The organism is Shewanella putrefaciens (genome assembly GCF_016406305.1).
Taxonomy (GTDB): domain Bacteria; phylum Pseudomonadota; class Gammaproteobacteria; order Enterobacterales; family Shewanellaceae; genus Shewanella; species Shewanella putrefaciens_C.
The window spans coordinates 1,830,939-1,844,310 of sequence record NZ_CP066369.1; the positions used below are offsets into that span (position 1 = coordinate 1,830,939).

At 48.3% G+C, this 13,372-nt stretch carries 8 protein-coding genes and 1 pseudogene; 6 read left to right on the forward strand and 3 right to left on the reverse strand.

Features of this window, described 5'->3' with window-relative positions:
* The first annotated feature begins 35 nt into the window (after positions 1–35).
* Positions 36–3,476, forward strand: a complete 3,441-nt coding sequence (locus JFT56_RS07905; RefSeq protein ID WP_198783103.1) for a NahK/ErcS family hybrid sensor histidine kinase/response regulator — start codon at positions 36–38, stop codon at positions 3,474–3,476.
* 68 nt (positions 3,477–3,544) lie between these two features.
* Here JFT56_RS07905 and bioA read toward each other — a convergent pair whose 3' ends face one another.
* Complete coding sequence (bioA, locus tag JFT56_RS07910) at positions 3,545–4,882, reverse strand: adenosylmethionine--8-amino-7-oxononanoate transaminase (protein ID WP_198783526.1); 1,338 nt, start codon at positions 4,880–4,882, stop codon at positions 3,545–3,547.
* Positions 4,883–5,004: 122 nt separating this feature from the next.
* Here bioA and bioB point away from each other — a divergent pair, with 122 nt between their 5' ends.
* The 4 genes and pseudogenes from bioB to bioD all read left to right on the forward strand — a co-directional run bounded on the left by bioB (position 5,005) and on the right by bioD (position 8,817).
* Positions 5,005–6,057, forward strand: a complete 1,053-nt coding sequence (gene bioB / locus JFT56_RS07915; RefSeq protein WP_198783104.1) for a biotin synthase BioB — start codon at positions 5,005–5,007, stop codon at positions 6,055–6,057.
* Positions 6,058–6,110: 53 nt separating this feature from the next.
* Positions 6,111–7,295, forward strand: a pseudogene (locus JFT56_RS20090) (aminotransferase class I/II-fold pyridoxal phosphate-dependent enzyme); the annotation flags it as partial.
* A complete protein-coding gene (gene bioC / locus JFT56_RS20095; protein ID WP_233095600.1) occupies positions 7,272–8,084 on the forward strand; it encodes a malonyl-ACP O-methyltransferase BioC in 813 nt (270 codons plus the stop codon). The pseudogene JFT56_RS20090 and the gene bioC, both read left to right, overlap by 24 nt.
* 34 nt (positions 8,085–8,118) lie before the next feature.
* Positions 8,119–8,817 (forward strand): dethiobiotin synthase, encoded by a 699-nt coding sequence (gene bioD, locus JFT56_RS07925; RefSeq protein WP_198783106.1) that lies wholly within the window; start codon positions 8,119–8,121, stop codon positions 8,815–8,817.
* A gap of 651 nt (positions 8,818–9,468) precedes the next feature.
* Here bioD and JFT56_RS07930 read toward each other — a convergent pair.
* Together JFT56_RS07930 and pepE are read right to left on the reverse strand one after the other, a co-directional pair.
* On the reverse strand, positions 9,469–11,064 hold the full coding sequence (locus tag JFT56_RS07930; protein WP_198783107.1) for a glucan biosynthesis protein G: 1,596 nt from the start codon (positions 11,062–11,064) through the stop codon (positions 9,469–9,471).
* 341 nt (positions 11,065–11,405) lie between these two features.
* Positions 11,406–12,116: a dipeptidase PepE gene (pepE, locus tag JFT56_RS07935; RefSeq protein WP_198783108.1), complete on the reverse strand. Its 711-nt coding sequence runs from the start codon at positions 12,114–12,116 to the stop codon at positions 11,406–11,408.
* A gap of 318 nt (positions 12,117–12,434) precedes the next feature.
* Between pepE and htpX the strand changes: the two genes are divergently transcribed.
* Positions 12,435–13,298 (forward strand): protease HtpX, encoded by an 864-nt coding sequence (htpX, locus tag JFT56_RS07940; protein ID WP_198783109.1) that lies wholly within the window; start codon positions 12,435–12,437, stop codon positions 13,296–13,298.
* Positions 13,299–13,372 lie beyond the last annotated feature (74 nt).

Here is a 13,372-nt window from a genome sequence, read left to right on the forward strand (position 1 = left end):
TATTTATCGCACAATAACGGAAAAAAGAGCAAAATATGAATTTAACCTTAGTCGTTTCCGTTATTGCTGTTTGTTATGTATCACTTTTATTCCTACTGGCTTGGGGGGCTGAACGTTGGTTCAGTGGCATAACCAAGAAACTGCAAGTGGGGATTTACGGCCTGAGCCTTGCTGTATATTGCTCATCTTGGAGCTTTTTAGGCACTGTGGGGCAGTCGGCTAAGGATTTTTGGTCCTTCTTGCCGATTTTTATCGGCCCAATTCTTATTTTTACCTTAGGTTTTGGTATGTTGCGCAAGATGGTATTAGTGTCAAAGGCACAAAATATCACCTCTGTCGCCGACTTTATCGCCGCCCGTTACGGTAAATCCCAAACCCTTGCGGCCTTGGTCACTTTGATCGCGCTATTTGGCATCATGCCCTACATAGCGCTGCAGCTTAAGGCCATGGTCTTTAGCTTAAACCTCTTTCAACCCCTTGATGATCCCCTCGATGGGGTGACTGTCCCTCTGTTGATCACTGCGTTGTTGGCTATTTTTGCGATTTTATTTGGTACCCGTAAACTCGATGCCACCGAGCATAATCCCGGTATGATGCTGGCTATCGCCTTTGAGTCTTTGGTTAAACTGGCGGCATTTCTCTTGGTGGGTATCGTCATCAGTTTTGGGGTGTTTGATGGTTTTGGCGATATCTGGCAACAGGCCAGTGCTAAGTCTTTAATTAATTACCCTAATCCGCGTATCGAAGCCTTAATGCCGGAGTTATTGGTCGGCATGGCAGCATTTTTATGTATGCCTCGTCAGTTCCATGTGATGGTGGTGGAGTGCGCCGATGAGTCTGTGCTTTCTAAGGGGCGCTGGTTGTTCCCTTTGTATTTGGCCTTGTTTGGCCTATTTGTGGGGCCGCTCGCCTTAGCGGGCAAAGTGATCCTGGGCGATAGTGTTGCCGCAGATACCTATGTGATTAACCTTCCACTGGCGTTAGATCAACCGCTATTGGCGGTCATCGCACTGCTGGGAACGCTATCCGCCGCCACTGGGATGGTGATAGTGGCGGTGGTGACTATTAGTGTGATGATCAGTAATGAGTGGCTGGTGCCTGTGATGCTGCGCACCGGGCATATCCGCGAGAAAAATTTTAGCCAGTTTTCCCAGTTGTTACTCAATGTGCGCCGTTTGGCGATTGTGATCATTCTCTGTTTGGGTTACGGCAGCTATCTTGCCCTGTCCGACAGCGACTCTTTATCCCACTTGGGCATGTTGTCCTTCGGTGCCTTTGCCCAGTTAGCTCCGGCGCTGGTTGGGGGACTCTATTGGAAGCACGGTAATCGTGCCGGCGTCTTTTTAGGGCTCAGTGTTGGCTTTAGCCTGTGGTTTTACATAATGCTCCAAGGTATGACGGATAGCCACGGTGCGGCGGCGTTAGTTTCCAGCGATCTTGATCTGTTAGATGCTATTACTCCCAATGTGCGTGATGCACTGACGGCATTGTTTGCCAATATTGTCTGTTATGTTTTGGGGTCAATTTGGTTTAGGGCTGGGGTGGCGGAGCGTATTCAAGCCAGTGCATTTGTCAGTCCCGGTAAATTAAGAAGCAGTGCTAATAAAAAGAATGGCCCGATTTCCCAGCAGGATTTACTGATCCTTGCCAGCCGTTTTGTGAGTCCAAGTCGCGCCTATGAAAGTTTTAGCCACTTTTCCAGCGATGCGGTGAAGAGTGATAGCTGGCACAAGGCGGCGCCTGCAGAGCTGATTTCCCATACTGAACGTTTACTCGCTGGGGTGCTTGGGGCCTCAAGCGCGGCACTAGTGATGGACTCTGTGCTGCAGGGGCGGGATTTAGCCTTGGATGAGGTTTTTAGTCTGGTCGATGAGGCCTCATCCAAAATCATGCTTAGCCAAGATATGCTGCGCGGCGCGATTGAGCATGCCTACGAGGGCATGAGTGTTATCGACAGTGATTTAAATTTGGTGGCATGGAATTATAAATATGTGGAGTTATATCAATATCCTGAAGGATTTTTACAACAAGGAATGCCCATTAGCGAAGTGATCCGCTTTAACGCCGCTCGGGGCTATTGCGGCCAAGGCGATATCGAATTGCAGGTCGAAAAGCGGGTACAGCATATGCGTAATGGCACGCCCCACACCTCGGAGCGGCAACGTAAAGATGGCAAAGTGATTAAAATTCAAGGCAACCCTATGCCGGATGGCGGCTTTGTGATGACCTTTACCGATATTACCCAATATCGCCAGCAGGAGCGGGCATTGCTCGAAGCCAATGAGACTTTAGAGAGTCGGGTCAAAGAGCGTACCTATGAACTGGCGATGCTAAACAGTGAGCTGCTTGAAGCCAAGGCCCTAGAAGAAAGGGCTAACGCCTCGAAAAGTCGATTTCTGGCGGCCGTGGGGCACGATTTAATGCAACCCTTAAACGCGGCAAGATTATTTACCGCGTCATTATCCCAGTATCCTAATCTTGACCGTGAGGCGCGTACGACCCTATCCCATGTGAATAGCTCACTGAAAACCGCCGGTGAGCTGCTAACGGATCTGCTCGATATCTCAAAACTCGATTCTGGCATGGTAGAGGTTAATCGCCGTGATTTTGCCATATCGGAATTGCTCAATGGCTTAGCCGTCGAATTTGAAGCTATGGCTGGGGATAATCAGATCCGCTTTAACATGTTGCCCTGCAGTGCCACGGTAAACTCGGATCCATCATTGCTTAGACGTGTGTTGCAGAACTTCCTCACGAATGCTTACCGTTATGCCCGTGGAGGACGAGTGCTTTTTGGTTGCCGTCACCGTGGTAGCGAAATTGAAATTCAAGTGTTAGATACCGGCTGTGGTATCGATGAACGTGAAACCCAAGAAATTTTTAAGGAGTTTAAGCGGCTGAATAATCCTAAGAGCAATAATGTCAGTGGCCTCGGCCTAGGCTTAGCTATCGCCGATAGGATCAGCAAAGTGTTAGAGCACAGTATTCATGTCTCCTCGCAGTTAGGGCGGGGTTCAGTGTTTTCGATCCGAGTACCAAAGGGTGAAACCGTGCGGCAGCCGCAGGTCAAAGCCTTACCTTCTCTGCTACAGCCGTTGTCGGGGATTAAAGTATTGTGTATCGATAATGAGGAGGCCATCCTCGCGGGGTTAGAAAGCTTGCTCAGTCGCTGGCAATGCGAGGTGATTTGCGCCAAGGATCTCGCCGATGCTCGGATAAAGCTTGGCCTCAAAGGGGTGGCTCCCGATATAGTGCTGGCGGATTTTCATTTGGATGATGGCCAAAATGGGGTCGATGCTATGGACGGTATTCGCGCCCTCTATGGGCAAGAACTACCGGGGATTTTAATCACAGCCAATACCCGTAAAGAGCTAGTCGAGGATGTACAGCGCCGCGGTTATCACTATATGGCGAAAATGATTAAACCTGCGGCCCTGCGGGCATTGATCTCCAGTCTAGTGAAGTCAACGCGTTAATCACCAAAGCGCAGTTGGCTCTAAGCTTAAGCTGCGCGGTTTTCTGTGGCCAAGATTTTTATAAGGGCTTAACCGTGACTGATAAAGGCGGCCGTTGCCTGTGTTGGCGTTATGTCGCCAGTTAAGGGTATTCTGGCGGCCACTTGCTTCATTGCAGCTGTGAGTTGGCTTAATTGTGCAGGGGTGATGATATAGGGCGGCATAATGTAAATCAGATTGGCAAAGGGCCTTACCCACACGCCTAAATCGACAAATTGCTGTTGCAGCAAGGCGGTATCGACAGGTGCAACCATCTCTAATACACCAACGGCGCCGAGCACCCGCACATCCTTCACACTGGGTATGGCTATCGCGTCCCTAAGCTCAAGGCGCATTTGTTGCTCAATGGCGGCAACCTGCGAGCGCCATTCATGCCTATTGATGATATCAAGACTGGCGCAGGCGGCCGCGCAGGCGAGGGGATTACCCATAAAAGTGGGGCCATGCATAAACACCCCAGCAGGAGATTGGCTGATCCCTTTGGCCACTTTGTCAGTGCAGAGGGTGGCGGCAAGGCTGATATAACCGCCTGTGAGTGCCTTACCTAAACACAGAATATCTGGGGTGATATCGGCATGTTCATAGGCAAACAGTTTGCCAGTGCGGCCAAAGCCAGTGGCGATTTCATCGAGGATAAGTAGCACATTAAACTCATCACACAATTTGCGCAGGCCTAATAAATACTCTGGGCTGTAAAAACGCATTCCCCCCGCGCCCTGCATTATGGGCTCGATGATCACCGCGGCAATATCGCTGTGCTGCGCGCTGAGTATGCCGCGCATTTGCGTTAAATCATCTGGGTGTAAAGCCTCACCAAAGAGGGTTTTTGGGGCATCGGCAAAGCATTGTTTGGTGACGGCCTCGCCAAACATAGTGTGCATGCCGCCCTCGGGATCGCACACACTCATGGCGGCAAAAGTATCGCCGTGGTAGCCCTTTTTAACGGTAAGAATGCGTTGCTTTTGAGGTTTTCCCTGGCCTTGCCAATATTGCAATGCCATCTTGATGGCGACTTCGACCGCAATGGAGCCTGAATCGCATAAAAAGACTTTGGTGAGCGGTTCACAGGTCATCGCAATCAGCTTTTTGCAAAGTGTAATGGCGGGTGCGTGGGTAATGCCGCCAAACATCACATGGCTGAGTTGATGTAGCTGTTTTTCCATAGCCGCGATAATCTCAGGGTGCCCGTAACCATGTACACAGGCCCACCAAGAACTCGTGCCATCGACGAGTTTGCGACCATCGACCAATTCCAATTCGCAGCCCTTGGCACTGTGTACCCCAAAAACGGGAAGCGAGTGGGTCATAGAGGTGTAGGGATGCCAGATATGGGCACTATCAAAGTCAAAATCGAGTAAATTGCGCATCATAGCTCACAGTGTTGGTGATAAAATCGCCAGTGGTAAACCTGTATCACTGGTTGGCGTTGACAGTTTAAGGGCTGAGGTTATCCTAGCCAAGGCAAAATACAAAAATAAAAGGGTGTTCAATGTCGCAGTTGCAAGTTCGTCATGATTGGAAGCGGGAAGAGATCGAAGCCTTATTTGCGCTGCCGATGAATGACTTATTATTTAAGGCTCACAGTATTCACCGTGAAGTGTACGATCCTAATGAAGTGCAAATCAGCCGCTTGTTGTCGATCAAGACGGGAGCATGCCCTGAGGATTGCAAGTATTGTCCCCAAAGTGCGCGTTATGATACTGGCCTTGAGAAAGAACGATTACTGGCGATGGAAACCGTGTTGACCGAGGCGCGCAGTGCTAAGGCGGCGGGGGCTTCGCGTTTTTGTATGGGCGCCGCCTGGCGTAACCCCAAAGAAAAGGACATGCCTTACCTTAAGCAAATGGTGCAAGAGGTTAAAGCCTTAGGCATGGAAACCTGTATGACCTTAGGAATGCTCACCCAAGGGCAGGCCAACGAATTGGCCGATGCGGGTTTAGACTACTACAACCACAATTTGGATACCTCGCCCGAGTATTATGGCGATGTGATCACCACTCGCACCTATCAAAACCGTTTGGATACCTTAAGCCATGTGCGTGCATCTGGCATGAAGGTCTGCTCCGGCGGGATTGTGGGCATGGGCGAAAAAGCCACCGATAGAGCGGGCTTATTGCAACAACTGGCGAATTTACCCCAGCATCCCGATTCAGTGCCGATCAATATGTTGGTTAAAGTGGCGGGCACGCCCTTTGAAAAACTCGATGATCTCGATCCCTTAGAGTTTGTCCGTACCATAGCCGTGGCGCGTATTTTGATGCCACGTTCCCGTGTGCGCCTGTCCGCTGGCCGTGAAAACATGACCGATGAGTTGCAGGCCATGTGCTTCTTTGCCGGGGCGAACTCCATATTCTACGGCTGTAAGTTGCTGACCACGCCAAACCCAGAAGAAAGCGATGATATGGGGTTATTCCGCCGATTAGGTTTACGCCCGGAGCAGGGTGCAGTTGCCACCCTAGATGATGAACAGGCAGTGCTTGCCAAAGCTGCCGCCCATCAAGATAAATCGACGGCGCAGTTCTACGATGCGGCGGCGTTATAATTTGGCTAATGCTATGATAGTGCTAGCTAAATTACTGTTTAAGAGTGAATAAAATGAGTGTTGCCCTAGAGGCTAAAATTGCCGCCCGTCAGCGGGCCTTGTCTGATCAAGGACTGCTTAGGCAACGCCAAACCCTATTCACTGATCGCGCTTTGGATGTCAGTCCGCGGTTTTTATTCGAAGGGCGAAGTTACCTTAATTTCAGCAGCAATGATTACCTCGGCCTAAGTCGTAACCCTGAATTGATTGAGGCACTGCATAGCGCGGCGCAGCAATATGGGGTTGGTGGTGGAGCCTCCCCCCTAGTGACAGGTTACAGTGAGGCTCACTTTGCCCTCGAACAACGGCTCTGTGAATTAACGGGTCACCAAGCGGCGCTGCTATTTAGCTCAGGCTTTAGTGCCAACACGGCCTTGATGAAAACCCTGTTCGATAAGCAGGATGTGGTGATTGCCGACAAGCTCGTTCATGCATCCATTATCGATGGTTTACGTGACAGTGGTGCTGAATTAAAACGCTTTTTACATAACTCCCTCGAGAGTGTCGAGCGGTTACTTAGCCGCCACTGTGCATCGGCGCTGATCACCGAAAGTGTATTTAGTATGGATGGCGATTGTGCTCCCATAGCTGCATTATCGGCACTATGCCGTCAACATCAGGCGTGGTTGATTGTCGATGATGCCCATGGTTTTGGCGTACTAGAGGGCTTTGACTATGGCAACGCCGCCGAGCGGATTGACGTGCAAGTGGTGACCTTTGGCAAAGCCTTAGGTTGTCAGGGCGCCGCGGTTTTAGGTAGCAAAGCCTTGATCGATTTTTTGGTGAGTAACGCCCGGGAATACATTTACTCCACCGCACTCTCGCCCGCTAACGCAGCGTTGGCGCTGGCCGCGACGGAGTACTGCAGAACCCACCCTGAACTGCGGCATAAGCTAGTTGAAAATATCAAATTATTTAAAGAGTTATGCCATAGTGCGAATGTGTCATTACTCGGTTCCGATACCGCCATTCAGCCATTGATCATAGGTGATACCCTGCAAACCTTGAGGGTGGCAGATGCACTCAAGGCGGCGGGGATTTGGGTTGGGGCAATCCGTCCGCCAACAGTGCCCGTCGGTTCCGCGCGGCTTCGCATTACCTTAAGTGCATCCCATAGTGCTGGGGATATCGCCCATTGCGTCAATGTGTTAGCACAGGTGCTGCAGGATGCGAAAGTGCCTAGGGTCAGTGAGCGCGAGCTTAATACTAGTGAGTTGGATGTGCGGGCAGACAATATTGCCGAGCGTTTTTCTGCTGCCGCCAATAGTTATCAAGAACACAATAAGTTACAGCGGCTTAGTGCGGCAAGTTTACTCAATGGATTTTCAGTTAAAGGTAATCTTTTAGATATTGGCGCTGGCCCCGGCACTCGGTTCGATAGCCAACACACGGCAGATGATCCTCCTAAAGTATTTGCCCTCGATATCGCGCTGGGAATGCTGCAAAAACTTAAGCAGGCTTATCCCCATTACCAGAGTATTTGCGCCGACGCTGAGCAATTGCCCTTTGGCGATAACACTATGGATTGCATCTATTCGAATCTTGCGCTGCAATGGTGTGTGGATTTCCCCGCCGCCGTCGCCGAAATGGCACGGGTGCTAAAGCCAAAGGGGGAATGCCATATCACTGTGGTGGCCGATGGCAGTCTCAAACAGCTCGCGGCGTTAGGTTTGCGAGTGAATGCGTTTTCACCTATGGATGAGCTACGCAGCGCCTTTGATCTTAAGCAGTGGCAGTTATTCGACCTTGAATTAGTGCCGATAACGGTGCATTTTGACACCCTCAAAGCCCTGCTTTACTCGATAAAAGGCGTCGGTGCTTCGGTGCAATCCCATCAGGCTTGTGCATCACAAGCGAATGAAATACATAGGCTTCGTGGTCGAAAGGATTGGCTGGCATTAGTCTCGCACGCCGAAACATTACGCCAAGCCGAAGGCTTGCCTTTGACCTATCAGATTGCACAAATTCGTGCCCGTCGATTAGGCTAGGCCCTATCGATATCTGCTCAATAAAGGATTAACGATGTTTTTTGTCACAGGCACAGATACCGACAGCGGTAAAACCTTAGTTACATCTGGCTTATTAATGGCCTTTAACCGTGAAAGTGCGCGTTTAGGCTCCCAGTGGTTAACCCTTGGGGTAAAACCTATTGCTTCGGGCTGTGAGATAACGCCATCAGGCTTACGTAACAGTGATGCCCTACAGTTAATGGCTTGTTCCACCCTCAAGTTGTCCTACGAACAGGTTAACCCCTTTAGCTTTTTGCCCGCCATTGCGCCGCATATTGCCGCTAAAAACGCGGGCATTAATCTATCCCCCGAGGCGATTGCTGCACAATTAGATTTGCCCGCCTTTGCTGCGGCGGATCTGTGTTTACTCGAAGGGGCGGGTGGTTGGCGTTTACCCTTAGGTGATGGACGTTATCTCTCTGAACTCGTTCAACAATTGCAGCTACCTGTGATCCTTATCGTGGGAATGAAGCTGGGTTGTTTAAATCATGCCCTGTTAACCCAAGAGGCAATACTGGCTGATGGACTTGAGATAGCGGGCTGGGTTGCTAACCGTATCGACCCACATATGAGTGTGTTTGACGAGAATTTAGCGACACTTAAAGAGATGATGTCAGCGCCATTCCTCGGTTGTATTCCCCACCTGAGTGAGCCGACGGCAGAAAATGCAGCAATTTATTTAGATATAAAACCATTGCTCAGCTTGAGTTAATTAAATGTGAAATGATTAAATGGATAAAAATATTTTTATTGATTTTTAAATAATCAAATTTAATCTAAATTCATGTTTGCCGATGTTAATAGACGCTATCAAATTTGTTAATACATTTTTTGTTTATGGCTAGATTAACGCATAAAAAAGTAATACCAGTGCAAGCCATAATGTTCGCCCTAAAAATGGCAGCAAAGCAAAGGAGAGTATGAGGCTTGATATTATAATCATAGTAGTGGGCTTACAAAAATAAGCGCTATTAAATGTGGGTAATTTCATGGTGATTTCTCTAACACAATCATGCATGTCTATTGAAAGCGGTTAGGCTGGGGCAGATTAAACTATGAATAAGGAATAAGACAGTATTGTAAAACCTTACAGATAAAGTTGATATTTCCCAGTCGTAATAGTGGGTTAATATACCTTTATGGCAAATTAGAGTAAACGTAAGTGCTGGGTTTAGTTCCCAATATAGAGGGTAAATATTGGAACTGAGGGTTCATCTTTTTGTTAGATTTATATAGTCTTATTTAAAGTTAAATAAAAACGCCAATATATATTGGCGTTTTTTTTATTAAAAGGGGCCATCATTCACGGCTAAATCATGTCCGTGAATGGGAGGCCCGTTGATAGGGCGTGCATTAGCATTATTTAGGGCCAATCGTCACTATTCCAGCGATACAGCCATGTGGCAGCGAGTGGTTTGTTATCCTTTTTCAGCTGTATACGCAGTTCGGCCAAATTAGTGCTTTCAGGATCGAAGGTGACGAATACTCGGGCGCCATTGATATCAGGGTGGGCGACAATGCGAGTCGATAGGATTTTGCCTTTACTAATGCTGGCATCAATCACCATTTTATCTAAGTCCTGGGCTTTGATATTGCTGTAATCGATTTGCAGCTCTTTACCTTTTGTCAGTTTTTGTCCCTTTGAACTACGTACAATGCGCGCCTTAGATGCGGTATTTGGACTGTCATTCGCGGCGGTAATGCGATAGGAATAATGGTAGGACTGATCCTTTTTTAGTCCTCCAAGGGGTTCCCAATAGGTCACTATATTATCGTTAGTTTCGGCATTCGATGGAATTTCAAGCAGTACCAGTTGACCTTTTCCCCAATCATTGAGCGGCTCTATCCAAGCTGAGGGGCGCAGGTGGTAATTCGACTCGAGATCTTGATAGTCATTGAAGTTGCGATGGCGTTGGATCAAACCAAAGCCTTTAATGTCTTCGTCACCAAAGGCACTGATCTGTAATTTGTTTGGATTGTTTAATGGACGCCATAGGCGTTCGCCATTGCCGCGATCGATTTGTAACCCCTCGGAATTATGTACCGCAGGACGATAATCAGGTTTGTCCGGCGTGTCTACACTACCGTATAAAAACATTGAGGTTAGCGGCGCGAGCCCCACATGGGCAATATCGCGGCGAGGGAAAAGCGTGACATCCACTTCAACCCGGGTTGGTGAGCCGGGGTAAATCCCAAAACGATAGGCACCCGTTACACTTTGGCTGTCTAAGAGGGCATGAACCACGATGGCGGTTTGATATTTTGAGGGTCGTTCAACCCAAAAGCGCTTAAATAAGGGATATTCTTCTCCCTTAGGTTGGGCGACATCAATGGCTAGGCCACGGTTGGATAAACCGTAGGTTTGGCCCTTAGAGAGGGCTCGAAAATAGCTAGCGCCTTGAAACATGATGAATTCATCTTTGGCATCATCGTCATTAATCGGGTAGTGGAGACGTATACCCGCATATTGGCCCACCTGGGTCAGCAGTTTCTCAATGGCATCACTGGGTACATCAAAGGAAGCTTCTGTTAACTCAAGGGGGTAAGCGTGGCTATTTTCGACCACATCGATATCGACGAGGTTTTTATATAAAAACCCCGGAGCAAATAGCTGCACGGAAAACTTGGTGGGCGTGCCGCCCCAAATGGCGGCATTTTCTTGATAATTAATTTTGCCATAGGTGGCATAATCCAAATCAATCAATTCTTTAGGTGCTTTTCTCGCCTCTTTAAAGGGTGTTTGAGCCAGCTGTTGGGCGAGACTGATAACGGTCGCTTGGGAGAATGTTTGGGCTTTTTTAGCGTCATCTGGGGTCGTGGCTAGGGCTGGGCTCAGACTATGGGCGCCGATAAAACAAGCGAAAGCTGTGCCTAGCAAGCGTTTATATGTGTGACCTGGTTGCTTTGCTGTAAAAGCGGGATTGTGGTTTGGACGGTTGAATGTTAAATGCGGTCGCAAAATGGAAACTCCTCACTTTTATGATCTTTGAATGCCAATGCAGCATTTTTTGATCACTTAAATCCTCAATGATAAGTGGCTTATCTGGCAAATTTGCCATTAATGGGATCTTCTACTTGGAATGGATATCAGTTTCACTTTGTATATCAAACTGATCGCTAACGAAATTAGTGCAGATATGCGAGTGGCGCAAGCCTTTTCTTAGTTTTTAACCCATGCATAACATTAACGTTATGCATGGATACAAACTCTGCGCTCGCAACATTCCCCTGATTTTTAAGCCTAGCACGCTTGTTTTGAATAAAGCGTGCTTAAAGCGTGAATGAAGCGTTTAGTCGATCTTATTTGAGTAAATGGGATAAATCGCTTCCAAGGGGGATCGGGATTTCCTGCTGTTCGCCACAGAACAAATAGGCAGGACTGTCACCTAAGAGCGAGAGTGTATCCCCCTGACGCCAGAGTGCGCTGCCTTCGACAATGCCGATAACGGGCGTTAAGGGGTCGACTCGAGTGAATTCAAATAAACGTTGGGCACGGGTTTCACCATTATGACCGGGCGTACGGTAATTGGAATAATGTGGATTGAGTTGAAAAGGCACAATATTTAATGCGGTGAATGAGGGCGGCTCAATAATCGGCATATCATTAGTGGTTCTAATGCTTAAACCTGCGACGTTAGAACCTGCGCTCCAACCAATGTAAGGTTTGCCCTGGGCGACTTCTTCACGAATAAGGTGCACCAGATCGTATTTGTAAAGTTCGTGTAGAAGGTGGAATGTATTGCCACCCCCCACCATAATCCCATCGGCATCTTTGATCGCTTGGCGGGGATCGCTGTGTTGGTGGATGCTACTGATATCGAGTTGCAGCTCACTCAAACCGGCGACGACTGAGGCTAAATAAGTGTCATAGCCCATGCTGATCCCCGCGTAGGGGATAAAGACCCACTTTTGGGCTTTTTCCGTTAGTGGCTTAATAAAGCGAATGGCATGGTTAAGGTAAGGAGTGTCACCGACACGAGAACTGCTCAGTAGTAAGGCATTGATTGTCATTTTTTATCCTGAAATCTCGGGGGAGTGCCGGTATGTTAACAAAGATTAATCACGATAAACATACAGAAACCCACAGGAGTGAGTCTATAGCTTAGGCTGCGTGTAGATTTAAGTTTCGATTAATCTACTGTCCCTAGACTCACGACCCATGAGAGACTGTGCCTGAATAAGAGAGAGTCTGAATAAGAGAAAGCCTAAATAAGCGAAAAATAGCCCAATAGAAAAACTCTTTACATTTATCACTTGAATTTCGATTATTTGGACATATTATGTCTTTGAGCAAAGTTAAATGGCAATTATTGCCCTAAAGGAGCTGAAATGAAGCGTATTTTTTTATTAATTGCGACTAACCTAGCCGTGTTGCTGGTAGCCTCAATTGTGATGTCTATTCTCGGCGTGAATACGTCGACCATGGGTGGACTCTTGGTATTCGCGGCGATTTTTGGATTCGGCGGGGCCTTTATCAGCTTAGCCATTTCCAAATGGATGGCGAAAAAAGCCATGGGTTGTGAGGTGATCACCACCCCACGTGATAGCACTGAACGTTGGCTCGTTGACACTGTTGCCCGTCAAGCGCAGAAAGCTGGGATTAAAATGCCAGAAGTGGCCATTTATCAATCACCAGAAATGAATGCCTTTGCAACGGGTCCAAGCCGAGATAACTCGCTAGTGGCCGTGAGCACGGGTCTACTCTATGGCATGAGCCAAGATGAAATCGAGGGCGTATTAGCCCACGAAGTGAGCCACGTGGCAAATGGCGATATGGTGACCTTAACCTTGATCCAAGGTGTAGTGAATACCTTCGTTATCTTCGCTGCCCGTGTTGTTGCAGGGATTATTAACAACTTCGTTTCCAGCAATGATGAGGAAGGTGAGGGTCTAGGCATGTTTGCTTATATGGCCGTTGTCTTTGTGCTGGATATGTTGTTCGGTATTCTGGCCTCGATCATCGTTGCTTACTTCTCACGTATTCGTGAGTATCGTGCCGATGAAGGTGCTGCGCGTTTAGCCGGCAAACACAAGATGATTGCTGCGCTGGAGCGTTTACGTCATGGCCCAGAAAGCACGGCGATGCCTGCTCAGATGTCGGCTTTTGGTATCAATGGCAAGCGTTCAATGGCGGAGATGATGATGAGTCACCCTCCACTGGAGAAACGTATTGCAGCACTGCAAGCCCGTTAATCACCCGTATTAACTAAAATGCCGTCCCAAATGGGACGGCATTTTTTTATGCTATGGATAAGCGCTTAGCCTCG

Excerpts from the sequence above, each read along its gene's own strand:
- JFT56_RS07905 (WP_198783103.1), top strand. The coding sequence starts at position 36 with ATGAATTTAACCTTAGTCGTTTCCGTTATTGCTGTTTGTTATGTATCA.
- bioA (WP_198783526.1), bottom strand. The coding sequence starts at position 4,882 with ATGCGCAATTTACTCGATTTTGACTTTGATAGTGCCCATATCTGGCAT.
- bioB (WP_198783104.1), top strand. The coding sequence starts at position 5,005 with ATGTCGCAGTTGCAAGTTCGTCATGATTGGAAGCGGGAAGAGATCGAA.
- bioD (WP_198783106.1), top strand. The coding sequence starts at position 8,119 with ATGTTTTTTGTCACAGGCACAGATACCGACAGCGGTAAAACCTTAGTT.
- pepE (WP_198783108.1), bottom strand. The coding sequence starts at position 12,116 with ATGACAATCAATGCCTTACTACTGAGCAGTTCTCGTGTCGGTGACACT.
- htpX (WP_198783109.1), top strand. The coding sequence starts at position 12,435 with ATGAAGCGTATTTTTTTATTAATTGCGACTAACCTAGCCGTGTTGCTG.